Below are 24,747 nucleotides of genomic sequence, written 5' to 3'. Positions count from 1 at the left end.
CTAGCAACGCGGCCAAAAGAGCTTCTTTGTGATAGGGCGCTTTAATGGCTGGATTGCACTTGATTTGATTGCCCAGCGTCGCATAATCAGTACTATCGAACCAGAGATGATGCACACAAACTTCGGCCGTAATACGCTTTTCAGCGAGAGGCAGCTTATTATCGAATAAAGCCAGTTCGTCGGCGGTTGAAATGTGCAACACATGCAAGCGGGCGTTGTGTTGCCGGGCTAGTTCAACAGCCAGCGACGAGGATTTAAAGCAAGCGTGTTCATCGCGAATCAATGGATGAAGGCCTGCTGTTGCATAATCGCCATACTCGGCTTTGTAGTGTTCTGTATTAACGCGGATGGTAGCCTCATCTTCGCAGTGAGTGGCAATAAGCATAGGACTTTGTCGGAATAATCCATCTAGAACCTGCTCATTATCGACTAACATATTCCCCGTTGACGAACCCATGAACACTTTAACACCACAAACAGTGTTTGGGTCAGTTCGCAGAACTTCATCAAGATTGTCGTTCGATGCGCCCATAAAAAACGAGTAATTAGCCAGTGAGGTACGGACGGCGATATCATACTTATCCTGCAGCAACTCCTGCGTAAGCGTATTTGGCACGGTGTTGGGCATCTCCATAAACGAAGTTATACCACCGGCTACGGCAGCGCGCGATTCTGTGTAAATTTTAGCTTTATGTGTTAAGCCAGGTTCGCGGAAATGTACCTGGTCGTCAATACAGCCGGGGAAAAGGTGGAGGCCTTCGGCGTTAATAACCTTGTCGGCAGTAGTATCAATCTGTTTATCAATTCGCTCAATAAAACCATCCTTCACCAAAATATCAGCTACAAATTGCTGATTTTCATTTACCACTGTTGCCGATTTTATAAGGATTGAGCTCATGTGGCAAAGATAGGGTTTTGGAAGGATGTGCGGATGTGCGAATTTGCAGATGTGCGGATGAGTCCGGAAAGTCAGTCCGAAAGATAGGAAAGTGATGGAGTTGACCAGGCTGTGGATTTATTCGAAAGGTGAAAGTAATAAATCGTTAGTTTTGTTTGGATATTTGTTAAAAATGGACAAAAGTCAAGTGAAATCAATTCCTATAACAAAAGGCAGTAAAAAAATCAACCCTAAAAGCCTATTTGGCATTTGGTCGAAAAAGCCGAGAACCATTGAAGCCATTCGTGAAACGGCGTGGGGAAAAAAGCCCGGGAATAAATAAGTCTCCCCCAGTAGGAGGAGACTTCATAAACTACTTTTAGATAATTCCGAAATTGAAGGTCTGGAATCAGAAACAACCATCCGCACATCCGCACATCAAAAATCCGCACATCTATTTATTTTCTTCCCCAAAAATAGTTCAGCCCGAAAGAGATATTATCATTTAAGCCAAGGTGGAAAGTGGCATCTTTTGTTTTGTAATCAAGATTGTACGCTGCTCCACCAAAGCCAAGGTTAATACCAAGCTTTGGTGATGGGAAAAATACAAAATTTGGTGTACCACCCAGGCTGAAGGTGCCGTATGAAAAGTAAGTAGTATTGTTTACCGTGCTGATGCCAAATTCGGGGAAGAAGCCAAATTTGTCGCTTATCATGCAGTAGTAACGGGCATGTACCCCAAAACCCACCACATCGGTATGGTATTTATCACTTGATGTGAAGTTGGTTGTGGCATCGGTGTAAGAGTGGAAATCCGAAGTTTCAGTTCCGCCGTTGCGCGAGTAAACGGGCTGAACGCCTATCGACCATTTGTCGCTTATAAAAAAGCCAAACTCAGGGCGGAAGCTAAAGTTGCTTATTTTGCTGGTGGTATAATTGGTGTAGCCATCTGCAAAATTAACGGTGCTCGATGAACCGAAACTGCTGTAGTCATACGCAAGGCTGCCACCAAGATAGTACTGGCCTTTATGGCCCTGTGCTACGGCCGAACCAACTAAAGCAAACAGGAAAAAAGAAAAAATGAGTAATTTCTGTTTCATGGGATTAAAATTTGGGTGCAAGATAAGGTGTTGCATTTAATTATTACGCAAGGATGGGATGAATAGCTACAATGTGCCGATGAATTATTAGTCCGAAAGTCAGTAAAGTCGGGAAAGTCCGGAAAGACGGAAAAGAAAAAAGTTGATTGAGTTGATTAAGTTTCCTCCGAAAAGTGAAGCTTCTTTTCGGACTTTACTGACTTTTCCGACTTTCCGGACTCAAAAGCTTACCTTTGCCCCATGGGCGTACTCTTCGAAGAATTTAAATTTAACCGGCAGATTTTAAATGCCATTGCCGATGCCGGTTATACGGAGGCAACGCCTATCCAGCAAAAAGCTATTCCGCCGATATTAAACGGGCAGGATGTTATGGGGATAGCGCAAACAGGTACGGGAAAAACCGCGGCCTATGTGTTACCCATACTCATGAAGCTTAAGTATGCGCAGGGCGAAAATGCACGCGCACTTATTATTTCGCCAACGCGCGAGCTGGCCATGCAGATTGAGGAAAATGTGAAAGCTTTTGCCGCCAATACCGATTTGCGGGTGGTAGTTTTATATGGTGGCCTTGGCCCAAAAACACAAATTGAACAGATAAACAAGGGCGTTGATATTATAGTGGCTACGCCGGGCCGCTTTATGGATATTTACCTGGCTGGCCACATTGTGACCAAAACGTTGCAGGTGTTGGTGCTGGATGAAGCAGACAAAATGATGGACATGGGCTTTATGCCGCAAATAAACCGCATTTTGGAAGTAGTACCGGTTAAAAGGCAGAATTTGCTTTTTTCAGCGACCATGTCTGATAAAATTCACGAGCTCTCTAACAACTTCCTGGAGTTTCCGACGATAATAGAAGTAACACCACAGGCTACACCAGCGCAAACAGTAAACCAGCATTTGTATTTTGTACCCAATGTTAGGACCAAGATAAACCTGCTTAAGAAGCTGCTCGATGTTGAGGACGATATTAAAAAACTTATCATCTTCTGCAAAACCCGTATCGCGGCCGAAGACGTTTACAAGTTTTTGTTGCGCAAATTCGGCGAAAAAGAGGTAAAGGTTTTACATGCCAACAAAGGACAGAATACGCGTATCAATGCCATCAATGCATTTAAGGCGGATGAAGTGAAGATATTGGTTGCAACTGATGTGGCCTCGCGCGGGATTGATGTTAGCGATGTGAGCCACGTGATAAACTTTGACGTGCCGGTGGTGATTGAGGATTATGTGCACCGTATAGGCCGCACAGGCAGGGCTTATCAATCGGGCGAGGCCATTACATTCTGTGGGCCTGCCGAAGAGTATTACATCAGGAAGATTGAAAAACTGATTAAGCAAACCATCCCGGTGACTGACATACCTGCAGACGTATTTGTAGAGGAAACCCCTTACGAAGAGCGCCAGGAACAGGCCAAGGAAGTGGATATGCAAAAGCGTAAGGACGACCCCGAATTTAAAGGTGCCTTCCATGAAAAGAAAACTTTGAATCAGCGCAAGAAGTTTGATGCTGCCAAAGCGAAAACAACTGGTAAGCCGGCTGCGAAGCGGACCAAATCGCCAAAATCATATAGAAAGAAACGTTAAAAAAGAGAGGGGTATCACCCTGAGGCACTCGAAGGGTTCGCGTAAAGGCCTTTGCCCGCCAATGCTTCGAGAGCCTCAGCATGACAACCAGCTTAAAGTATCACCACATAAATGAAACTAAGGATTACTCCACTAAACTTTGCCACCGCATTTTTATTGTTTGTTGCCGTTTACAGCTGGATATATGGCGTACAAATTTCAGGGACACATTTTAAAACCATGACCACCGCTGTGGGGTGGATTTTTATACTATTTGCAGTTGTAGTGTCATTTATGGATATAATGTTCCGTAATTTCTTTCCCGAAACCAAAAAATTATGGATAGTAGAGTTAAGCTTTATAACTTTGGCGGCTATATTATTTTTACTTGTTAAATAAACGTACATGAAGACTGCTGAAATAAAGCTTACTATACAACTCGACGATAATAACGTTCCTGAAAATATTATGTGGGAATCGACAGATGCGCAAAACAAGGAAAAGCTGCCTGTAAAATCAATGATGCTGGCCTTGTGGGACCAGAGCTACAAAAACACGCTGCGAATTGATCTTTGGACGAAGGATATGCCTGTTGATGAAATGAAACGTTTTTTTTACGAAACCCTGCAAACTATGGGCGACAGCTTTTTGCGTGCAACCGGTGAGACGAATATAGTGGAGGACCTGCGCGATTACTGTGCTCACTTTGCCGATAAAATGGAAATTACTAAATAAGAGTCAAGATTCAAGAGCCAGGAACCAAGATTAAAAGGGCAATATCGGATAGTTTACAAGTTGAATATCCATTTCCTGTCTTAATTCCTAGTCTCGTCTCTTTATACAAACTTAAACACTATGCGCATTAATGCTTTAACCTCCTTTGCCGGCTTTGTGATCCTTATAGCCGCTTTGTACTGCCCTATATTACGCCCCTTTCACCTGTTTAATATCGATGCATTTGGTGCTAACAAACCCTATGGTATTGTGTTGCTCCTGGTAGCAGTTGTCGGCATAATAGCTACGGTATTTAATCAGCCTAACATAACAAAGCTTACGGCCTTTATATCGCTTGGGCTGGTTGCTTTGTTTTGCCTTGGCGCGTGGTTTAAAATCCACACATCTTTTAGCTTCATACCTTTCCGTTCCATCGACGCATTTTTAACCAGGCAAATTAAGTTTAAATGGGGTTGGTACCCGTTGTTTGGTGGTCCGTTACTGGCCGTGGCGGGCGTTCTTTTTGGTCGTAAACCGGCATTCACAAACAATTTTGACACACAGGTAAAACAAAATCAGTAGATTGTAATTTATCATTTACAATTGCCAGCAACATGTAAGTATGTTTTGAATTAATTTTTTTAACATATTTGTATTCTACTTAAAAAACACTGAATGTTAAAGTTTTCCTTCCGCCAGCAGGTATTTGCCGGCTTTGCTATATCTGTATTTTTGGTATTGCTCGTCGGGATATTATCCTACAAAAGCATCAATAAACTTGAAAGCGATTCCGGCTCAGTTGAGCATACTCAAAAGGTAATCAATACATCAACCAGCCTGCTGCAATTGCTTACTGACGCTGAAACCGGTATGCGCGGTTTCGTTGCAACTAACAAACCGGCATTTCTTGACCCTTATAATGCTTCACTCCCAAATATCAAATACGATATAGAGCAGCTTAGGGAATTAATACAGGATAACAACATCCAGGTTAGAAGGGTAGACTCGTTGAATACTTTAATCAACGTGCAGTTGAATATCCTGAAAACCAACATAGAGGTTAGGCAGGTTCAGGGATTGGATTATATGGTCAATAATAATATGCTTATAAACGGCAAGCATAATATGGACGAAATACGTTTGATAATTGACCATATGAAAGGGACCGAAAACAAGCTGCTGGCGATGCGTAAGGCAAGCACCGCGGAGGCCTCTTCAAGGTCCATCGATACCATAATTGTTGGGTCGATTGTTTTCCTCGTAATAATAATTGTACTTTTCTTTTATATACAAGGCACGTTTGAGCGGCAAAAGAAAATTGAGGCCGAAGTGAAAGTTGCCAACATTGAGCTTGAAAGGGTGCTTGGCGAAAATAAAGGCCAAAACTGGCTGTTAACCGGCACCGGTATTATTAACGAACGAATGCAGGGGCAGCAGGGCGAGCGCGAATTGGCAGGCAATATCCTAACCGAAATCTGCAATTATACCAAAGCGTTAACAGGCACACTTTATTTATTTAATGAGGAAGTGCAAACGCTTGAATTGTATGCATCGTACGCGTTTAATAACCCTGACGTTTTAAAGCGGACGGTAAAGATATCAGAAGGCTGGCTGGGCCAAGTGGCCAAGGACCAGCAGGCGGCAGTAGTGAAAGGCAAATTAAATGAAAAGCTTGAACTGGGCTCGTCATTAATTCACCAGGAGATTATCGAGAGCTTTATAGTACCTTTCTTTTTTGATAAAACGTTGAAGGGCATCATCGAGATAGCATTTAATAACGAACTTGATAACAACGCTAAAGATTACATTTTAGCAATAGCCGACGATATTGGCATTGCGGTAAATACCGCGCAGGCTCGTACAATAATGCACGAGTTGCTTTCACAAGTGCAGCAGCAGGCTGAGGAATTGGAAGCGCAGCAGGAGGAAATGCGCGTTACCAACGAAGAACTGCTGAGCAAAACCGAAATGCTGCAGGCATCGGAAGAGGAAATGAGGGTGCAACAGGAAGAACTGCGCAATACAAATGCCGAACTGGAGGAGAAAGCAAGCCTGCTGGAAGAAAAGAACCAGGCCATAGAAGAGGCCCGTAAAGCCATCAACGGAAAAGTGCTGGAACTGGAAACGACGGGTAAATACAAATCGGAGTTTTTGGCGAATATGAGCCATGAATTGCGCACACCTTTGAATAGTATTTTGGTGCTTGCTCGTATATTGAAGGACAACAAACCGGCAAACTTATCAGAAGACCAGGTTAAATATGCCAGCGTTATATTTAATGCTGGTAATGATTTGTTGACCCTGATAAATGATATTCTCGATTTATCAAAAATTGAATCGGGTAAACTGGAAATGCAGAACGACAACATAAAAGTTGCCGATGTGCTTCATGACATGGAAATGCTGTTTGCCGAAGTTGCCCGTAACAAAAAGATAAAGTACGACATAATAACCAGCAAGAACCTGCCGAAAAGTATATTTACCGATAAGGTAAGGGTTGAGCAGGTATTGAAAAACTTGTTAAGTAATGCGTTTAAATTCACACTGGAAGGTGGCTCGATAACGGTAAATGCTGTACCCGGCGAGGAAGAAAAAACCATCAGCTTTAAAATAAAAGATACAGGTATCGGCATACCGGCCGATAAGCAGAAAATAATATTCGAGGCCTTTCAACAGGCAGACGGTTCAACCAGCCGCAAGTTTGGTGGCACCGGCCTGGGTTTATCAATAAGCCGGGAACTGGTTACTTTACTTGGCGGCAAAATAACCGTGGCCAGCGAACCTGGTGTTGGTAGCGAATTTATATTAACTATACCTATAACGGCCATCGTGGTTGTAAAGCCAGAGGAAACGTTTGTACAAACTGTAGAATCCTTTTCGCCCGAAGTGCAAATTTTAAGGCCGGCTGCACATATTGCTGGCGGCGCTAACCGCGATCCGCTGGTGGTAATTGTTGAGGATGATAAGAATTTTGCCGACATATTACACGACTATGCCCGCGACCATGGCTATAAATCGATAATGGTAAGTGAAGGAACCAATGCAGTAGAAATTGTAAAAGAAAACCAGCCCGATGCTGTTATACTGGATATTATGCTGCCGGGTAAGGATGGCTGGCAGATATTAAAAGAGCTGAAGCAGGATGAGCAAACGCTGCATATACCTGTTCACATGATGTCGGCGGGGGATGCTGCGGCCAACCGGGTTCGCCGCGAAGGCGCGATCAGTTTTCTTAAAAAGCCTGTGGATACCAATACGCTCGACAAACTGTTCGCCGATATAATGCTGCAAAGCGGTGTTAAGTTTACCCAGATTTTACTTGTTGAAGATAACAGAACCCAGAGCCAGGCGCTGGTTGATATGCTGAAAGAGCAGGAAATATCTGTCGACCAGGCTTTTGATGGCGAGTCGGCTTTCAGGATGTTGCACGAAAAGGACTACCAGTGTGTAATACTTGATTTAAACCTGCCTGATATCTCTGGTCTCGATTTTTTAGATAAGATCAAAGCTATCGAACGGTTTAGGACCCTACCGGTTATTATTAATACCGCCATGGAGCTTGATAAAACATCAGTAAGCCGGTTGATGCAGTATGCCAACGCAATGGTGGTGAAAACCAATAAGTCGGCCGACAGGCTGATTGACGAGGTTAATTTGTTTTTAAACAAGGTTCGCGAAGTATCTACCCAGGTGGCCGACTCTGTTAATCTACCGAAAGGAAAAAATATTACACAGGGTAAGGACGTGATAAAAGGAAAGAAGGTATTGATTGTTGACGACGATATGCGCAATATTTTTGCGCTAAGCAGCGCCCTGCAGGGTTACGACATGATTGTTGAAGTAGCTGGTGATGGCCAGGAAGCCATTGATAAACTGGAAGCTACAAATGATATTGATATTGTGCTTATGGATATTATGATGCCGGTAATGGACGGTTACGAGGCCACAAGGTATATCCGCAGGCAAAACAAATGGGCAAAGTTGCCCGTAATAGCTTTAACAGCAAAAGCAATGATGGACGACCGCGAAAAATGCATAGCGGCCGGTGCTAATGATTACATTACGAAGCCGGTGGATATGGACAGGTTAGTTTCGTTAATGCAGCTTTGGTTAGGTAATTAAGTATGAATGTTTCCACACCCGGATTAAGTGCAGAGCAGGTAACAGAAATTATCGACCTTGTAAGAAAGGTCCATGGCTTTGATTTTTCTGATTATTCCAAAGCATCGTTAAAGCGAAGGCTTACCCGGGTAATGATGATAAAAAAGCTGGAGTTTTATGACCTGAAACATGTGTTGGTGAACGATCCGGATTTTTTCCAGGACTTTTTAGAAGAGATCACGGTAAACGTTACGGAGATGTTTCGTGACCCAACCTTTTACAAAGCGCTTAACACCCAGGTAATACCCTATCTTTCAACTTATCAGCATATAAAAATATGGTCGGCAGGCTGTTCATCGGGCGAAGAGGTTTATTCGCTCGCTATTTTGATGGAGCAGTCACGGCTAAAGGATAAAGCGTTTATTTATGGAACCGATATAAATACGGTTGTTTTGAAGGAAGCACGCAAAGGTATCTACAGCTACAGGGCAATTAAAAGTTACGCCGAAAACTACCAGATGGCCGGTTTAAAGGGCACACTAACTGACCATTTTACAATTTTATATGATGCCGCCACCATTCACAGCGAATTGAAGGCGAACACCCTGTTTTCGGTACATAATCTAATATCCGATACCATTTTTAATGAATTTCAGTTGATAAGCTGTCGTAATGTGTTCATCTATTTTGAAACACAGCTGCAGGAAAAAATACTTGAACTTTTTTACAAAAGCCTTGCGCCGCACGGTTTTTTGTGCCTGGGCAGTAAAGAAACCATACGAAGCGAGTTTTTCAAGAAAAAGTTTAAGGCAATAAATCAGAAGGAAAATATTTACCAGAAAATTGGCTCTTGACAAAAACATAACCACCCGCTGGCACAGCTCTGATATATTGCTGTTGGGCGGTTCTGCGGGCTCGTTTAAACTTCTTTTTAATATCGTAAGGTTTCTTGACGGCGATTTAAATAAATCGGTGATAATAGTAATGCACCGGAAAAGGAACTTTGCAAGCGAGGTGGAAAAACTGTTTGCACAACATAGCCGGATGCATGTTAAAGAAATCAACGACAAAGATAAGGTCGACAAAAAAACAATTTACATAGCCCCGCCAAATTACCATGTTTTAATTGAAAAGGGCGGGAGCTTTGCGCTGGACGTATCAGAAGCCGTATGGTTCTCAAAGCCATCAATAGACATCACGTTTGAAAGTGCTGCTGAAATTTATAAAGATAAATGCACGGCCATCCTGCTCTCCGGTGCCAACCAGGACGGAGCAGCCGGCTTGCTCAAATTGCGTAATGCAGGCTCATTAACCATTGCCCAAAATCCGGAAGATGCCGAACTACCCGAAATGCCCCAAGAGGCCATTAACTTAAACGCTGCCGATTATGTGTTAAGCACGGAGGAGATTATCGAGTTGCTGCAGAGTTGAGTCTCCCCACCACGTCATTGCGAGGAACGATCCGCCAGTTGACGGACTGCACTCGCTCATCAAAGAAACACAAATTTTGAGGCGACCTATCAGCCGCATTTAGGTTTCCATAAACCAAAAGTTTCATGATCGTCCTGTGTAGAGGTTGCTTTCCCGAAACAAGTTCGGGACAGGCTGTTCTTCGCAATGACGCTTTTTTTGGCTAAAACATCGTCATTTGTCCAACCCCCATCACCCGTTGCTCGTGTTCCAGCAACCATTTTTTACGCCAGATACCGCAGCCGAAGCCGGTAAGGCTGCCATCGGTGCCGATCACCCGGTGGCAGGGGACCACTATCAGCAAATGATTTTTACCGTTGGCTGATGCGATGGCCCTTATCCCCAACGGATTATTCAGAAATTTGGACTGTTGCAGATAGCTAATGGTTTTACCGTAGCCTATACGGCTCAATTCGTTCCACACTCCCTGCTGAAAACCGGAGCCTTGCTGTTTAAGCGGTAAATCAAAGTCCTTTCTTATACCTTCAAAATATTCGTCAAGCTGCTTTGCGGCTTCTTTTAACAGCGGTGTTTTGGGTAGCGGCACTTCGTGTTCTTCATCCAGCGCGTATATGGAAGTGATGAAGCCATCTTCCTCCGTAATACGCAGGATTCCGATAGGGCTTTTATAGTAGGCAGCTTGCATGCATCAATATTGTAGACCGATTTCAAAATTAATCCCAATAAATCAGCATAAAAAATAAATTGTATAATATTTTGAATTGATAAAAATGTGCTTACATTTGTAGTGTACTATTATACTAATACACTATTGAACATGATAGAAATTAGAAATTTGAGTTTTGGTTACACCCGCAAATCGTTGTTGTTTAAAGATTTGGATTTGTCGTTACGCCGGGGCCACATATACGGTTTGCTTGGTAAAAACGGCGCGGGTAAATCAACGCTTTTAAAAAATATGATCGGGCTGGCTTATCCGCAAGCCGGCAGTTGTTCTTTTAATGGCATTAACGTTTCGGGCAGGCCGGTTGCAGTTTTGGAGGAGGTATACTTTTTAGCCGAAGAGGTATTTGTGCCATCGTTAACACCCGAGCAGTTTGCTGCAAGTACCGCCGCATTTTACCCAAAATTCAGTAATGCCGATTTTTACCAGTACCTGAAAGCGCTTGATGTTGATGCTACTGCTGCGATGGACAAACAATCCTTCGGGCAACAAAAAAAAGCAATGATAGCGTTCGGCCTGGCAACCAACACCAGTCTGCTGGTTATGGATGAGCCTACGAATGGCCTTGATATTCCATCAAAGGTTCAGTTTCGCAAACTAATTGCATCTCTATTAACTGAAGACCGGTGCATTATCATATCGACTCACCAGGTGCGCGACCTGGACAGTTTGATCGATACATTATTGATACTTCACGACCGTGAAATTGTAGTTAACCACCCGATAGAAGAAATTACTGAAAAAATAACATTCGGAGTTTTCAATGATACTACCGGCATGCAGGTTTTGTATGAAGAGGATGGCATGCGTGGTAAAAATGCCATCATCAAAAACACCAGCGGCAAATTCAGTAAAATGGACCTTGAATTATTTTTTAACGCGGTAACTACCGGGAGTAATACCCTTATTCAAATCTTAAAAGCCGACTGAAATGAACAATATATTTGATACAAAACGTTTTGGCCGGCTGTTTATTAAGCAACTTGCCGAGCATTATAAAACTTACCTGATGGCATTATCGGTACTGCTGGGAGTGATGCTGGTAGGCGGAAGTTTTTTTGTTTACCTTATACCTTCGCCTTTAGATATAAGTACACAAGTGATACTGTTTACCGGGCTGTATATGTTAGCAGGCACTATTTTTACAAGTACCATTTTTGCTGATGTCAGTAACAGGAAAAAGGCGCTAGGTTATCTGACATTGCCCGCCTCACATTTCGAAAAGTTCCTTGTCGGCTGGCTATTTTCCCTCGTGGTATTTACGGTGATGTATACGGGTTCGTTTTATTGTATACCGACGATATTACTCAACCTGAGGCATTGGCCGCATCAGCATATCTACGTGTTAAATGTTTTTGGGTATCCATACAGCAGCATATTCCTGGTTTTTATGCTATTGCATAGCATCACTATTTGCGGCTCCCTGTTTTTTGAAAAACTCCATTTTATAAAAACCGGGTTTAGCTTTTTTATAGCTGTCATACTTTTATCGCTGTTAAATACTTCGCTGCTTGAAGCATTAATAGGCCGGGATATTTACACTGCTACCCCATTCAGCGGTATAAGATTTGGGGAAAGTGGCAAAGACTACGGGGTTTCAGCATCAACTGCATTTGAACCCATGGTTGCATACATAATATTCGCCGTGTCGATAGTTTTTTGGGTGGCGGCATATCACAGGTTAAAGGAAAAGCAAGTTTAACGGCAGACTATGGAATTTAAAGACAACGAAGCCATATACCTGCAGATAGCTGCCTATGTGTGCGACAATATTTTACTGGAAAAATGGCCACCCGAGCAAAAAATCCCTTCGGTTAGAGACCTGGCTGTTGAACTGGAAGTAAACCCGAACACGGTGATGCGTTCGTACGAGTTTTTGCAAAACCAACAGGTGGTTTACAATAAAAGGGGGCTGGGCCTATTTGTATCGCCGGATGGGTATGAAACGGTAAAGAAACTGAGGAAAGAAAATTTTCTGCAGCAAAACCTGCCGGAGTTATTCAAAAATATGTACATGCTTGATATTTCGGCTGCCGAAATACAGGATAGGTACGAAAAATTTAAAGCTGAAAATTACGGTTTAACGCCAAATAAAAAGGAAGATGAAGACAAGTAATAAACTGGCCATCGCCGCTGTGATACTGATACTGGCCGCTATGTTTTTTTATGATTTAAAACTAAAGGCAGCCTATCTTTCGGGCGACTACAAGAACCCTTTCAGGGATTTTGTTACCATGAACTTTAAAAATTTTAATTCCATAAAACTTAATGCCTCAACCGCTGCAAACATTGTAGTAAAACAGGGGCCTTTCAGCGTAAAAATTGACCCGAATGGCAATAATTATGTAAAGGTTGCGCAAAACGGCACCACGTTGAACATTGACGTTGCATTTTCCGGAAACTATCAAAACCCAAGGTATGACTATGTGATGGTAATAACCTGCCCCAACCTTGTGAATTTTGATGCCGACGCGAAGTATATGGCCGGCGATCTCCCGGTTACTGATACCCTGGCAGCTGCCGATTTTAAATGGCGACCATCCATTATCCGGGGATTTACTTCAGACAGTCTATCAATCACCGCCAAACACGGAAGCAATATTATACTAACCCAAAACAATATTAAAAGCCTAAAGGCTGTGATTGGAATTAATGACGGGAGCGCATCAGATTTGACCATCGGTACCGGTAACCGGTTTGAAAAAGCAGATTTAACCGTGCTAAATAAAAGCCGGCTTCAAATATTGGAAGCCAGCATCCCAGACCTGAAATACCAGCTGGCCGATAGCGCAAAACTGATATTCACCGGCGCAGCTAAAAATCTTATAATTAAAAAATGATATAAATCTTAATCCTTACAAATATGAAACTTGTTATAAATTCACTTTCAAAAACATACGCAAACGGCGTGCATGCCTTAAAGGATGTATCGCTAACATTAAACAATGGCATGTTTGGTTTGCTTGGGCCAAACGGAGCGGGTAAATCATCGTTAATGCGCACCATTGCCACCCTGCAGGAGGCCGACAAAGGCAGCGTTTTTTTAGACGACCTTGACGTGCTGAAAAGCAAAACCCAGGTTAGGCAACTGCTGGGTTACCTGCCACAGGAGTTTGGCGTTTACCCCAAAATTTCGGCCGAACGAATGCTTGATCATATCGCGCAGTTAAAAGGGATCGGTAATAGCGCCGAACGCAAAGAGCTTGTGAGTTCGCTGCTGGAAAATGTGAACTTATCAAAAGACAGAAAGAAACACTTAGGCACTTACTCGGGCGGCATGAAGCAGCGCTTCGGGATAGCGCAGGCCTTGATTGGCAACCCTAAACTAATAATTGTGGATGAGCCAACCGCTGGTTTGGATCCCGCTGAACGCAACCGTTTTTACAACCTGCTGAGCCAGTTAGGCGAAAATACCATCGTGATATTATCAACACACATAGTAGAAGATGTGAGCACGCTTTGCTCAAACTTTGCCATTATTTGCCAGGGCGAGGTGCTGTACGCCGGGGAGCCGGATACTGCCGTTACCGAAATGGAAGGCAAAATATTTACCAAGGCCATTGGCAAAAACGAGCTGGGGCTTTATAAAGACGACTTCACAGTAATATCAACCCAGCTAAAAACCGGCAGACTGCATATCAGGATCATTAGTGATACTAATCCCGGCAGCGGCTTCGTTGCGGCGGTGCCTAATCTTGAAGACGTGTACTTTAGTAATATTGCAACCCGCGTGGATGTAAATACCATTTAACCTCCTTAAAATCATATAAATATGTTCTGGAAAATTTTTCTGTTCGAGGTCCAAAACCGGACCCGCAGGCCCGCCGTGTACCTGTACTTTGCAGCTGCACTCATATTTACTATCGGCACTTTCGCCACCGGTTCGCTTCCCCTGGGCGAAAAACAACATATCAATTCGCCATACATTATCTCGTTTTGGTGCTCCGCTATAACATTAATGATGATGCTGGTAAGCTCATCGATTATGGGCACGGCGCTGTACCGCGATATTGAGTACAACACTAAGGACTATTACCTCACTTATCCGATAACAAAACCGGGATATTTCTGGGGGAGGTTCCTGGGCTCGTTCCTGTTTATGGCACTGATTGCAACTTCGGTAGTTATTGGCGCTATAATCGGTACAAAACTTGGCCCCATAATGGGCTGGAGGGACGCCAAAGAATATGGACCCAATAACTTCATGTATTACTTTCAGCCATTTGTTACCATAGCGCTGCCAAATTTGTTCTTCGCTTCTGCGCTGTTTTTTGGGTTGGTGGCATTTACCCGGAATGTGAAGGTAATTTATGCCGGAGGTATATTACTATTCCTTGGTTATTTCATTTCAGTTTTCTTCCTCAACAATACCAACAATGCTACGGTAACTATATTGGCAGACCCGTTTGGGATAAGCGCCGTCAGGTTGCTATCGGGCAGCACGCCATCATTAATCAAAAATACAACGCTGTTTCCTGTTGAAGGCACGGTGTTGCTTAACCGATTGTTATGGACAGGCATAGGGCTGGTGATACTTTTATTTACCTACTTCAATTTCACCTTCGAGAAATTCTTCAGCGGGAAAAGGGATAAAGCCGCTATCGATGATGAGCCGGCAAAAGTGAAACGAGCTATTAACCAAAACGTAAAGGTTAGCTTCACCAAGCCTTACAACCGCAAAACCCTGTTCAATTTAAGCAGGCTCGAGCTGATGAATATTCTCCGCGATAATTACTTCTGGATCATAGTAATTGCAGGGCTGGTATTCCTCGGCTTTGTATTTTGGCTGGGTAACCGGGACTACGGTGTGCCTTACTACCCGCGAACGGTGATGCTTTTGGGGATATTTAATGATGTCTTCCCGTTTTTTATCTTTTTCATTATAATATTCTATACCGGCGAAACGCTGCACCGCGACAAGGTAACACGCTATGCATTTATCAACGATTCGCTGCCACCGCCAAACTGGGTGCTGAATGGTTCAAAGCTGGTGGCTTTGTTGATTATTGGGTTTGGATTGTCATTAATCCCGATGGTTACCGGCATGGTGGTGCAAACGGCGAAGGGGTTTTTCCACTATAACCTGCAGGTATATTTCACCACCGTTTTTGCTATTCTGTTGCCGCGATTGCTGGAGATGGTGGTGTTTAGTTACGTTGTACATGTGGTTATCAATAACAAGTTTGTCGCTCATGGCGTGGGCGTTACCATTTGGGTGCTGGTATTCTTTTTAGAAACTACAGGAACTTTCAATTATAACCTGCTGAATTATTCATACACCCCATGGTACGGTATTTCGGATATGGATGGGATGGGGCATATGCTCGCACCGGTAACCTGGTTCAACCTGTACTGGATGCTGTGTGCAGGGCTGCTTGTTATTGTAGCGGCATTATTTTACTATAGGGGCGTAAGCAGTTCGTTTAAAGAGCGGCTCCAGTTGGTACGGGAGCGTTTTGACGGCAAAACGAAGTTAATTACTGCCGTATTGCTGTTTGCATTTTTAGCGGTTGGGGCTTACAATTATTATAATGTCAGTTATTTAAATGCTTTCCTTACTAAGGGCGAGTCGGAAGACAGGGCGATCATCTACGAAAAATCACTAAAACGTTATGCAAAGCTCCCGCTGCCTAAAGTTACCGCGTTTAAATTCTTTATTGATTTATACCCTAATGAGCAACGGGAAAAGGTAATGGCCTTGGTTGCCATAAAAAACAAAAACGCTGAACCAATTTCGCAGCTACTGCTTGATGCCGACGGGTTAACGGAATACTCCATTAAATTAAATGGCAAACTTGTACCGTTTACCAGCCCGCTGCTGTACGACCGGGGGATGTTCAATTTCTTTAGGTCGGCTAAGGATACTGCAGATTTTCGTTTGTACAAGTTTGACAAACCCATTGCCCCGGGTGACTCAGCCCTGCTTGAGGTTAACTCCACTGTTTACAATACAGGCTTTCAAAATGGTTTGTATAGCGCCAATTTGTTAAAGAATGGCATATTCTTTACCGGCGGCTTGCCGGGGATGGGGTACGATGATGATGACGAAATAAGCAGCCCCTACGTACGTAAAAAGAATGGCCTGCCACCAAAGCAGGAAGAAGAAGTAGCCCAGAACGACCCTGAAGGAATAAAAACCCTGAAGGCCGGTGCGGCGTCAGACCTGATAACCATGGACATTACGGTAAGCACTGCAGGCGACCAAACTGCTGTAGCGCCCGGCGAACTGGTAAAACAATGGAAAGAAAAAGGGCGCAATTATTTCCATTACGTGCAGGATAAGCCGGGAATGTATGGGCCTTTCGGGATACTTTCGGCGCGGTATGCCGATTTGCACAAAACCATTAATGTGGGCCACCCGGTTGATGTTGATATTTATTATCACCCTGCGCATGGTCAAAATGTTGCACGCTTCATGAAGGCGTATGAAGACGGCCTGCATTATTTTGAATCGGCATATGGACCATTCCCATTCAAAAATATGCGGCTGGCGGAAACATCGCACTATGGTCCGCGTGAAGCATCTTTGACTACCCTTGATACCTATGCCGAGTACACCACCTGGCCCACTGATTTTAGCGGTACTGACAAATTTGATTTTGCCTATTTTAACCTTACCCGGCAACTGGCCCAGCAATGGTGGCGGTTCCAGGTGTCGCCAAATAATACGGTTGGCTCGCTGGTGATACCCGAAGGATTGGCCACCTACAGCGCACTGGTAATGGCCGAGAAAAAATACGGCAAAAACAACATTCGGTGGCTCTTGCAGGACCAGGTAAACTTCTACACATTTATTCGAACCAGGATAGAAGAACGCGAGCACCCGGTTATCACAGCCGACAAGTGGTTTGAATGGGGTGGAAAAGCCGGCTTTGTTTTATACGGATTAAGGGACTTACTCGGCGAAGACAACATGAACGCCGCCCTGCGCGAGTTTAAAGATGCTTATGCATTTAAAAACACGCCACCCTATGCCGGCTCGAATGACCTTTACCGTTACCTGCAGAAACACACCTCCGATTCGGTACAATATTACTTGGAGGATACCTGGAAGAAAATAACCTTGTACGAAAATAGGGTAGAAGACTTTAAAGCCGTACCAACCGGTAAAAATGATGAGTACAAAGTTACCCTGAAAGTAACCGCAGCGAAAACTTACATAGATGCGAAAGGGAATGATGTGCCTGCCAAACAAATGAATGATTACATCGACATTGGTGTGTTTGCTGCAGATGCTAAAAATAAGGACGGGCAAAATGTTACCAATCCGCTGTATCTTAAAAGGATGAAGCTTAGCTATGGCAGCCACCAGTTTTCGTTTACCGTAAAAGGCAAACCGGTACGGGCTGGTATTGACCCGCTTGGGAAGCTGATTGACCGGATGTCGGGGGATAATTTTAAGGATTTATAGGAGGATTGTACCAGACTTACGAAGTTTTTAAAATTTCGTAAGTCTTAACTCTCCCTTTTTTTCTGTCTTTCCTGTGAAATCGCTTTTACCGCAGGCCTGCGACCTGCGCTGACGGAGGCCGCCCCTTTGGGGCTGGGTGATTCTCCTATTTATGAAAGGTAGCGTCAAACTACCTTTAAAAGAGCCGGATATTTAAATTGAAGAATAATCTAAAAAGCCCCAAAGGGGCACAACTCATTAGCGCAGGTCGCAGGCCTGCGCTAAAAATGTGGGATGGAATTTAAAAGCGATTTCCCTTTCTGTCTTTATTGACTTTACCTACTTTCGGACTCGCCCGCACATCTGCAAATTCGCACATCCGCACATCCTCCCAAAACCCTATCTTTGCGCCCATGCAGCTGTACAACCAAACCATCCATCTTTTAAAAAAGGAAATTGTGCTGGAGTGGCGTTCAAAATACGCCTTTAACGGGGTATTGCTGTACGTGGTGTCGACGGTGTTTATTTGTTATATGTCGTTTCACCTGAACCCCGGTTTTAAAAACTCGCCGGGTTATCCAATAGTATGGAACATTTTGTTCTGGATAATTATACTTTTTGCATCGGTTAATGCCATTGCCAAAAGTTTTATGCAGGAGAGTAAGAGCCGGTTGCTGTATTATTATTCTATTGCCAGTCCGCAGGCTATCATCCTTTCAAAAACTATTTACAATATATTGCTGATGTCGTTGCTGAGCGCATTGGCGTTGCCGGTGTATATGTTATTTTTTAACAATACCCTTGGCGACCCACTTTATTATTTTTTAACCGTTTTTTTGGGCAGCCTGAGTTTTTCCACGGTTTTTACCATGATATCGGGCATTGCCTCAAAGGCCGGTAATAACGGCACGCTGATGGCGATATTAAGCTTCCCGGTAATTATTCCAATAATCCTGATACTCATAAGGCTTAGCAAGGCTGCTATGGATGGCCTGCAGCGCAGCATAAGTTACGGCGATATTGGCGTGCTGGTGGCCATTAATGTTATTGTGATTACTACCTCGCTTATTTTGTTTCCTTTTTTGTGGAGGGATTAGCAAAGTCCGGAAGTCGGGAAAGTCAGTAAAAGCAGAAGAACATATATCCACTATGTCATTGCGAGGTACGAAGCAATCGCGAACTATGCAAGACCGCTCTGTAGAGTTCGCGGTTGCCACGCTCGTTCCTCGCTCGCAATGACAAAATTCTTTCTTTCATTTCTGACACGATTAATGTTATGTAGTAATTCTTTTACATCATATCCGCTCTTTCTTTCAGACTTTCGAACTCCCGGTCTTCCGGACTTCACAATTTTTCCGTTTTTTAGCATCTTTAAATCAATTTTTAATTTAAACGATGCGATTCCCCTGGCTCATCTTTCTTTTAATAGTCTTTCCGGCCTTAGCTGTTGCGCAGTATGGCACGGTAACCGGCGTGATAACCAATGCCGAAACAAAAAAGCCGCTGGCAGGCGCGAGTGTGTTTTTAAGTAATTCGTCTGTTGGTTCGGCCTCGGGTTCCGAAGGCCGGTTTACGCTTAACGGCATTAGGCCGGGGCAATACAATTTAACGGTTACCATTTTAGGCTACCAGGATTTCACCAAAGACATATTGGTAGGGCACGAGCCAATAAAACTGGATATTGAATTGACCCCAAAACCATTAATGCTGCGCGAGGTAACGATATCATCGGCTGCAGACTGGAAGAAAAATTACGAAGCATTTCGAAAAGACTTTATCGGGGTTGATGAAAATGCCAAAAATTGCGTGGTCGAGAATCCGCATATCTTAAACCTGCAGTTCAACCGCACCAAACAAACGCTGGAAGCCAGTGGCGACGAATTTTTAATTGTTGATAACAAGGCGCTGGGCTACCGGGTGAAATTCCTGCTCAAAGGTTTTATAAGCGACCGCCTGGCAGGTGTTATTTCGTGGGGTGGCGAGCGGCTTTTTGAGGAACTGCAGGGCAACGCCGCGCAAAAAAAGAAATGGCACGAAAAACGCGAAGAATGTTACTACGGTTCGGCTATGCACTTTTTCAGGAGTTTGTATACCAATAAGCTAACCGAGGATGGCTTTATTATGTACCATCTGAACAGGCAGATTAATCCCAACCGGCCGCCCGACGATGTGATAAGAAAGAAGGCGAATTTTTTTGGTCAAAGGGGGATGGTTGATTCGTTCAATTATTGGAAGGATTTGTCGACCCTGTCGAAATACTATAAAGAGTCGCTTAACAAGGTGCCGGTTATGCCTTACGAAATATTTACAACTACCGAAAAGCAGGGCATATACGCTTTTCACCCGCTTAACTACCTATACGTGGTTTACACCAAAAGGCGCGATGAGGTCTATAATAAGGATTTATACCGCCCGCTGGACATGACAAACTATGAAACCAGCATCCTCACCATGTTCGACCCTGGTTATACGTTGTTTGATATGAACGGCATTGTTATCGGTCAGCCGCCGTTGCTGGAAGGGGCCTGGTCAAAGTCCAGGCTGTCGGATTTGTTGCCGGTTGATTATGTGCCGGATGTGAAGTGAGGGGTGGTGAGTGGTTGATTAGGTTGGATTGGGTTGCCTGTTGCTTTGTTACCTGTCGGCGGGGTCACAAGCCGAGAGGCTGTGCGGGCAGCGGAAAATAAACAATAAAGATTATGAAACTTATTAATTTGATACCATACTTAAAATCCACTAATGGAATAGCAGAGCTGTTCAAGTTGAATAATCTTAATATCAAGTCAGAAGTTATACTAATATATATGATTGAGCTTCTTACTATTGACTCTGAAATCGTTTTATTTGAAATAGAGGAAACAGAGGACGATCTCTTATTTCAAAAAAATGGCATCAGTTATATTCAATTTTTCCCTGTCAATTACGCAAAGGAGCTAATTGAAGATTTCTCACGACTTGGTTACGACGATGATTTAAAAATAGCTCGACGATTATTGGAGTATAGAATAAACGATGCCTAAGTAATGATCGTCATTTCTCCACTGCCTCCGCGAAAGTTTTTTTTCGCTACCACAAGGCCAGAACCTTGTGCCCCACGTTTAGGTAACCAACTTTACGAACGTAGCTGGCTATTTACGATTCAAAATTTGTACTTTTAAGATGTTCGTGATTGGCCTGTGGCGGCTTATCGCTTTGTTACCTGTCAGCGGGGCAAAAGCCGGCAGTCTGTGCGGTAGCGGAAAATGGAAACTCTCACGGCAATGGAAATCCTTATACTGGACTTTCGGTTAACGAATTATTAAAATTGGATATTCGACGCCCCTATGGGTTATAAAGAATATATTGCACCCGGAAACGTTGCTTGAATCGACACCAAACGCAACAAGCACCTCAGCCTTATCAGCCCAAGAGTGAAAATATAGCTGCTTATATATAAAATTTTAAACATGAAAATAACTTGTATAAGCCTGTTAATCATAATCTTATTTTGGAGTTGCCATTCCCAGCAAGATAAAGTAGGCTTCTATAACAAAAATTTGCCTGGGTTAATGAAAAGTGAGGTTTATAATGTTGTTAAAAATGCGTCGCGTGATACGCTTGATTCATGGATTAAAAAAGGCATTAAGGCAGCGGGCATACCTCCTTTGACAACAATTTTGGAGTATAAATTCGATGACGCCATTTTTTTTAATTCGAGTAATAAAAAATGCTTTTTAATGATTTTGGAAAGAGATACATCACGAAATGCAAAATTGGACGCAGTAGATCTTATGTTCGGCAATTATGAGAATAAAAGATGGAATTTTTATCTTGAGTCATTACCAACAATGTTTATGTCGCGGCAGTTGCATAACCGAAAAAAGCCATTTACTTTTAAAGAATTATCGGATTTTGGCAGAAATGAGGTGATTAAAGGGTACTATCAAAATTTATCCTATGATGTTAATGATAAGTTTTTTGATTACGACATATCAATTTTAAAGCAGATGCATGTCGATTTTTTGAATGACAAATGAATAATTGAAATAACACAGTTGACCTATAAGTTTATACCCTAATCCGTCATAAATGAATAAATTACTGCATCATATTTTGAAGCGCATTGGCTGGGGAGGCATAGTGGCAATTTGCATATTTATATTGGTGTTGGCGTATATGCAAGTTAGCAAGAACAACCTGGAAAATAACCCTGTTTACGTAAAAGGTATAAGCCTGGGGTTAAACAAAGGCGCACGTGGAAATTATTACCTTACTTATACTTTTAATACAGATGACGGATCATACACAGGGAGCGTGAAAAGAGGTTTTTGCGACCAATGCCCGGCTTGTTGCATTAAAGGCGATACAGTGTTAGTACGTTATGAAAACAATAACCCCAAAAACAATGATTTGGTGACAAAATTTCCCGCCGGGGTAGTTTTGCGATAATGCCCGGAAGCCGCATGTGATTTTCCGCTAGCGCCCTGAAGCTGAGATAACATAATTCCACAAACGAAATAAGGATATAGCTCATTCGACCCCTATGCCAGCGCACTAATATGAATAAACTGAAAAAATATACAATAGCACTTCTGTTAATATTATCAACTTCATGTGGCACTTCGGGCCATATACAGTTTTATGATTTTACAGTGCCTGAATCAGAGGTCAAAAAAGAGTTAATAAGTATAATTAACTTAAATGATAAATATAAGGCGCCATTGCATTGGAATAATTATGAATTAGGAGAAACCAAAGACGATATATTTATTTATTTTGATTCGAACCCTAAAGAGTTATACGTAGTAGGGTTTAGAGAATATAAGGAATTATCTGATAAAAATGAATCCATATTAGCTTTGATTGGGCTATTTGACGGAAAATTGTGGCACTTTGCCCGGGATTTAAATAGGGATGAAGAAAATCGTGCAAAAGGCAGACTTGAAAAAGAAATATTAAGCAAGATGAAACTGTCATATAAAAAAGAATAACGCCTCATCATCCCTAACTGCAACAAGTAATTTTTTTGCTACCGCCCGATTTACCGGGGTGGTCCGCGTTTAGGTTGCCGGTTTGCAAGTGTAGCTGGCTATTTGCAATTCAAAATTTGTACTTTTAAGTTATTTGTGATTGCCGCGGGCTGCTTGTCGCGTTGTTACCCGTCAAAGGGCCACAAGCCGGGAGGCTGTGCGGCAGCGGGGAAGTCCCTCGTTCAACTCAATGATTTTAACAATAATCAGAATTATATGAAGAATTTATTAGCTGTGTTATTAATAGTGACCTTATTTGTCAATTGCGTGAGCAATGGTGCAGCCGACAAAACACCGGCGCAAATTATGAGAGACACCTTGAAAAAACCGTCGTATGTTCCGGCCAACGCTACGTTGTTAAATCTTGGTTCAAGTGTTGAGCCTCTTTTTGCCTGGGTGGAGTTAGTAGGGCCGTTAAATAAAAACGGAAAAATTTACTCACACATCTTAGAGGTTCGCTATTATTTTAAGTCCGGAATAAATCAAACCTGCTATTATGAAAATCTTGAAATTAGAACGAATAAAAAAGGGGTGGATTTTAGTGATTTTAAACCCTTGGAATTTCCATTTAGTGGAAATATAAAAATATCTAAGGGAAAGGACACATTGTTACTTTTTGAAGTTTTAGCACCTAAAGAAGTTGAAATTAAAGACAATATTTCATTCATAAACGTAGCGACTATAAGAAATACAGAGAGTGGTCGCTTATTATCTACACGAGATCTTCAATGCAATTTATCAGACGATGGGGATGGTAATTTTTCTTTAATGCTAAGAGAAGGGATAAAAATTAAATACAAAATGGGTCAATCGCATATACTATCATCTAAATCGATAAGCTTTATAAACAGAGAAAATGGCAATATCTACTTTTTGGGTAAGCCTGACTTTTTACAACTTGTAGATAGTAAGGATGTGGTAAAGCTAAACAGTGATTGAGTTATTGAAAAATTCCTAAGCTGCCGACTACCTGCTACAGCAAGGCTATAGCCTTGTCGTCCGCGTTCAGGTAGCCAACTTTACAAACGTAGCTGGCTATTTGCAATTCAAAATTTGTACTTTTAAGATATCCATGGTTAGATGGTGGCTGCTTGTCGCTTTGTTACATGTCAGCGGGGCACGAGGCGGGAGGTTGTGCGGCAGCGGAAAATAAACAATAAAGATTATGAAACTTATTAATTTGATACCATACTTAAAATCCGCTAATGGAATAGCTGAGCTTTTCAAGTTGAATAATCTTAATATCAAGTCAGAAGTTATACTAATATATATGATTGAGTTTCTTACTATTGACTCTGAAATCGTTTTATTTGAAATAGAGGAAACGGAGGACGATCTCTTATTTCAAAAAAATGGCATCAGTTATATTCAACTTTTTCCTGTCAATTACGCAAAGGAGCTAATTGAAGATTTCTCACGACTTGGTTACGATGATGATTTAAAAATAGCCCGACGATTATTGGAGTATAGAATAAACGATGCCTAAGTAATGATCGTCATTTCCCCGGCTGCCTCCGCGAAAGTTTTTTTTCGCTACCACAAGGCCAGAGCTTATGGTCCGTATTCAGCTAGCCAGCTACGCAAACGATTCTGGCTATTTGCGATTCAAAATCTGTATTTTTAAGGTGTTTGTGTTTAGCTTGTGGCTTCTTTTCGCAATAGATAGTGGAACTAAATAATATAACCATACTCACCACACGCATAAACAAGCGAAATGATAATTTTAGATTTTTTAATTTTTAATCTAACGGCCTGGTACGACGGTCATAGAAACCGATTAAAATGGAGTACCCCGCTTGAACGAGCGTGTTATGTGATTGGGATGGTCACAATGT

General features: G+C 42.6%; 24 protein-coding genes. 21 read left to right on the top strand and 3 right to left on the bottom strand.

The genetic code is table 11. The annotated features are described in order from the left end of the window. A partial coding sequence (locus Q0R52_RS09240; RefSeq protein WP_295794185.1) for a dihydroorotase occupies positions 1–898 on the bottom strand: 898 nt, incomplete at its 3' end. Between the two features lie 437 nt (positions 899–1,335). Then, positions 1,336–1,977, bottom strand: coding sequence for a hypothetical protein (locus Q0R52_RS09235; protein WP_295794184.1), 642 nt, complete (start codon positions 1,975–1,977; stop codon positions 1,336–1,338). Positions 1,978–2,217: 240 nt separating this feature from the next. Between Q0R52_RS09235 and Q0R52_RS09230 the strand changes: the two genes are divergently transcribed. From Q0R52_RS09230 to Q0R52_RS09200, 7 genes are all read left to right on the top strand, one after another. Then, on the top strand, positions 2,218–3,564 hold the full coding sequence (locus Q0R52_RS09230) for a DEAD/DEAH box helicase (protein WP_295794182.1): 1,347 nt from the start codon (positions 2,218–2,220) through the stop codon (positions 3,562–3,564). Between the two features lie 111 nt (positions 3,565–3,675). Next, positions 3,676–3,942 (top strand): hypothetical protein, encoded by a 267-nt coding sequence (locus tag Q0R52_RS09225; protein ID WP_252792401.1) that lies wholly within the window; start codon positions 3,676–3,678, stop codon positions 3,940–3,942. A gap of 6 nt (positions 3,943–3,948) precedes the next feature. Next, positions 3,949–4,278 (top strand): gliding motility protein GldC, encoded by a 330-nt coding sequence (gene gldC / locus Q0R52_RS09220; protein ID WP_295794179.1) that lies wholly within the window; start codon positions 3,949–3,951, stop codon positions 4,276–4,278. Between the two features lie 120 nt (positions 4,279–4,398). Further along, a complete protein-coding gene (locus tag Q0R52_RS09215; RefSeq protein ID WP_295794177.1) occupies positions 4,399–4,839 on the top strand; it encodes a hypothetical protein in 441 nt (146 codons plus the stop codon). A gap of 93 nt (positions 4,840–4,932) precedes the next feature. Beyond that, complete coding sequence (locus Q0R52_RS09210; protein ID WP_295794174.1) at positions 4,933–8,379, top strand: response regulator; 3,447 nt, start codon at positions 4,933–4,935, stop codon at positions 8,377–8,379. 2 nt (positions 8,380–8,381) lie between these two features. After that, positions 8,382–9,212: a protein-glutamate O-methyltransferase CheR gene (locus Q0R52_RS09205; protein ID WP_295794173.1), complete on the top strand. Its 831-nt coding sequence runs from the start codon at positions 8,382–8,384 to the stop codon at positions 9,210–9,212. After that, the gene (locus Q0R52_RS09200; RefSeq protein WP_295794171.1) at positions 9,202–9,789 is read left to right on the top strand and encodes a chemotaxis protein CheB; all 588 of its coding nucleotides are present in this window, start codon (positions 9,202–9,204) and stop codon (positions 9,787–9,789) included. The genes Q0R52_RS09205 and Q0R52_RS09200 overlap by 11 nt, the downstream gene beginning before the upstream one ends. Positions 9,790–9,991: 202 nt before the next feature. Here the strand turns inward: Q0R52_RS09200 and Q0R52_RS09195 are convergent, their stop codons facing one another. Then, positions 9,992–10,474: a methylated-DNA--[protein]-cysteine S-methyltransferase gene (locus tag Q0R52_RS09195; protein ID WP_295794170.1), complete on the bottom strand. Its 483-nt coding sequence runs from the start codon at positions 10,472–10,474 to the stop codon at positions 9,992–9,994. A gap of 132 nt (positions 10,475–10,606) precedes the next feature. Between Q0R52_RS09195 and Q0R52_RS09190 the strand changes: the two genes are divergently transcribed. From Q0R52_RS09190 to Q0R52_RS09125, 14 genes are all read left to right on the top strand, one after another. Next, the gene (locus tag Q0R52_RS09190; RefSeq protein WP_295794168.1) at positions 10,607–11,443 is read left to right on the top strand and encodes an ABC transporter ATP-binding protein; all 837 of its coding nucleotides are present in this window, start codon (positions 10,607–10,609) and stop codon (positions 11,441–11,443) included. A 1-nt stretch (position 11,444) separates the two neighbouring features. Continuing rightward, positions 11,445–12,215, top strand: coding sequence for a hypothetical protein (locus Q0R52_RS09185; RefSeq protein ID WP_295794166.1), 771 nt, complete (start codon positions 11,445–11,447; stop codon positions 12,213–12,215). A gap of 9 nt (positions 12,216–12,224) precedes the next feature. Then, positions 12,225–12,629, top strand: a complete 405-nt coding sequence (locus tag Q0R52_RS09180) for a GntR family transcriptional regulator (RefSeq protein ID WP_295794164.1) — start codon at positions 12,225–12,227, stop codon at positions 12,627–12,629. Beyond that, the gene (locus Q0R52_RS09175; protein WP_295794162.1) at positions 12,616–13,353 is read left to right on the top strand and encodes a hypothetical protein; all 738 of its coding nucleotides are present in this window, start codon (positions 12,616–12,618) and stop codon (positions 13,351–13,353) included. Before Q0R52_RS09180 ends, Q0R52_RS09175 begins: the two co-directional genes overlap by 14 nt. A gap of 23 nt (positions 13,354–13,376) precedes the next feature. Then, positions 13,377–14,264 (top strand): ABC transporter ATP-binding protein, encoded by an 888-nt coding sequence (locus Q0R52_RS09170; protein WP_295794160.1) that lies wholly within the window; start codon positions 13,377–13,379, stop codon positions 14,262–14,264. A 21-nt stretch (positions 14,265–14,285) separates the two neighbouring features. Next, positions 14,286–17,924, top strand: coding sequence for a hypothetical protein (locus Q0R52_RS09165; RefSeq protein ID WP_295794158.1), 3,639 nt, complete (start codon positions 14,286–14,288; stop codon positions 17,922–17,924). A 392-nt stretch (positions 17,925–18,316) separates the two neighbouring features. Next, positions 18,317–19,000: a heme exporter protein CcmB gene (locus tag Q0R52_RS09160; RefSeq protein ID WP_295794157.1), complete on the top strand. Its 684-nt coding sequence runs from the start codon at positions 18,317–18,319 to the stop codon at positions 18,998–19,000. Between the two features lie 298 nt (positions 19,001–19,298). Next, complete coding sequence (locus tag Q0R52_RS09155; protein WP_295794156.1) at positions 19,299–20,489, top strand: carboxypeptidase-like regulatory domain-containing protein; 1,191 nt, start codon at positions 19,299–19,301, stop codon at positions 20,487–20,489. A 113-nt stretch (positions 20,490–20,602) separates the two neighbouring features. After that, on the top strand, positions 20,603–20,923 hold the full coding sequence (locus Q0R52_RS09150) for a hypothetical protein (protein WP_295794154.1): 321 nt from the start codon (positions 20,603–20,605) through the stop codon (positions 20,921–20,923). 528 nt (positions 20,924–21,451) lie between these two features. Then, the gene (locus tag Q0R52_RS09145; RefSeq protein ID WP_295794152.1) at positions 21,452–21,919 is read left to right on the top strand and encodes a hypothetical protein; all 468 of its coding nucleotides are present in this window, start codon (positions 21,452–21,454) and stop codon (positions 21,917–21,919) included. A 52-nt stretch (positions 21,920–21,971) separates the two neighbouring features. Further along, positions 21,972–22,331: a hypothetical protein gene (locus tag Q0R52_RS09140; protein WP_295794151.1), complete on the top strand. Its 360-nt coding sequence runs from the start codon at positions 21,972–21,974 to the stop codon at positions 22,329–22,331. Between the two features lie 110 nt (positions 22,332–22,441). Further along, the gene (locus Q0R52_RS09135; protein WP_295794149.1) at positions 22,442–22,873 is read left to right on the top strand and encodes a hypothetical protein; all 432 of its coding nucleotides are present in this window, start codon (positions 22,442–22,444) and stop codon (positions 22,871–22,873) included. A 255-nt stretch (positions 22,874–23,128) separates the two neighbouring features. Then, a complete protein-coding gene (locus Q0R52_RS09130; protein ID WP_295794148.1) occupies positions 23,129–23,851 on the top strand; it encodes a hypothetical protein in 723 nt (240 codons plus the stop codon). Positions 23,852–24,077: 226 nt separating this feature from the next. Continuing rightward, positions 24,078–24,398, top strand: coding sequence for a hypothetical protein (locus Q0R52_RS09125; RefSeq protein ID WP_295794147.1), 321 nt, complete (start codon positions 24,078–24,080; stop codon positions 24,396–24,398). Positions 24,399–24,747: the final 349 nt, after the last annotated feature.

Source organism: Mucilaginibacter sp., from assembly GCF_025359345.1.
In the GTDB taxonomy this organism is placed as follows: domain Bacteria; phylum Bacteroidota; class Bacteroidia; order Sphingobacteriales; family Sphingobacteriaceae; genus Mucilaginibacter.
This window is presented reverse-complemented; position numbering and strand designations above follow the sequence as displayed.

Bases quoted from the DNA above. Each gene is read 5' to 3' on its own strand.
- Q0R52_RS09195 (WP_295794170.1), bottom strand. From the start codon at position 10,474: ATGCAAGCTGCCTACTATAAAAGCCCTATCGGAATCCTGCGTATTACG.
- Q0R52_RS09155 (WP_295794156.1), top strand. From the start codon at position 19,299: ATGCGATTCCCCTGGCTCATCTTTCTTTTAATAGTCTTTCCGGCCTTA.
- Q0R52_RS09150 (WP_295794154.1), top strand. From the start codon at position 20,603: ATGAAACTTATTAATTTGATACCATACTTAAAATCCACTAATGGAATA.
- Q0R52_RS09130 (WP_295794148.1), top strand. From the start codon at position 23,129: ATGAAGAATTTATTAGCTGTGTTATTAATAGTGACCTTATTTGTCAAT.
- Q0R52_RS09180 (WP_295794164.1), top strand. From the start codon at position 12,225: ATGGAATTTAAAGACAACGAAGCCATATACCTGCAGATAGCTGCCTAT.
- Q0R52_RS09140 (WP_295794151.1), top strand. From the start codon at position 21,972: ATGAATAAATTACTGCATCATATTTTGAAGCGCATTGGCTGGGGAGGC.
- Q0R52_RS09190 (WP_295794168.1), top strand. From the start codon at position 10,607: ATGATAGAAATTAGAAATTTGAGTTTTGGTTACACCCGCAAATCGTTG.
- Q0R52_RS09145 (WP_295794152.1), top strand. From the start codon at position 21,452: ATGAAAAGTGAGGTTTATAATGTTGTTAAAAATGCGTCGCGTGATACG.
- gldC (WP_295794179.1), top strand. From the start codon at position 3,949: ATGAAGACTGCTGAAATAAAGCTTACTATACAACTCGACGATAATAAC.
- Q0R52_RS09235 (WP_295794184.1), bottom strand. From the start codon at position 1,977: ATGAAACAGAAATTACTCATTTTTTCTTTTTTCCTGTTTGCTTTAGTT.
- Q0R52_RS09185 (WP_295794166.1), top strand. From the start codon at position 11,445: ATGAACAATATATTTGATACAAAACGTTTTGGCCGGCTGTTTATTAAG.
- Q0R52_RS09165 (WP_295794158.1), top strand. From the start codon at position 14,286: ATGTTCTGGAAAATTTTTCTGTTCGAGGTCCAAAACCGGACCCGCAGG.
- Q0R52_RS09170 (WP_295794160.1), top strand. From the start codon at position 13,377: ATGAAACTTGTTATAAATTCACTTTCAAAAACATACGCAAACGGCGTG.
- Q0R52_RS09125 (WP_295794147.1), top strand. From the start codon at position 24,078: ATGAAACTTATTAATTTGATACCATACTTAAAATCCGCTAATGGAATA.
- Q0R52_RS09225 (WP_252792401.1), top strand. From the start codon at position 3,676: ATGAAACTAAGGATTACTCCACTAAACTTTGCCACCGCATTTTTATTG.
- Q0R52_RS09230 (WP_295794182.1), top strand. From the start codon at position 2,218: ATGGGCGTACTCTTCGAAGAATTTAAATTTAACCGGCAGATTTTAAAT.
- Q0R52_RS09175 (WP_295794162.1), top strand. From the start codon at position 12,616: ATGAAGACAAGTAATAAACTGGCCATCGCCGCTGTGATACTGATACTG.
- Q0R52_RS09135 (WP_295794149.1), top strand. From the start codon at position 22,442: ATGAATAAACTGAAAAAATATACAATAGCACTTCTGTTAATATTATCA.
- Q0R52_RS09210 (WP_295794174.1), top strand. From the start codon at position 4,933: ATGTTAAAGTTTTCCTTCCGCCAGCAGGTATTTGCCGGCTTTGCTATA.
- Q0R52_RS09205 (WP_295794173.1), top strand. From the start codon at position 8,382: ATGAATGTTTCCACACCCGGATTAAGTGCAGAGCAGGTAACAGAAATT.
- Q0R52_RS09215 (WP_295794177.1), top strand. From the start codon at position 4,399: ATGCGCATTAATGCTTTAACCTCCTTTGCCGGCTTTGTGATCCTTATA.
- Q0R52_RS09160 (WP_295794157.1), top strand. From the start codon at position 18,317: ATGCAGCTGTACAACCAAACCATCCATCTTTTAAAAAAGGAAATTGTG.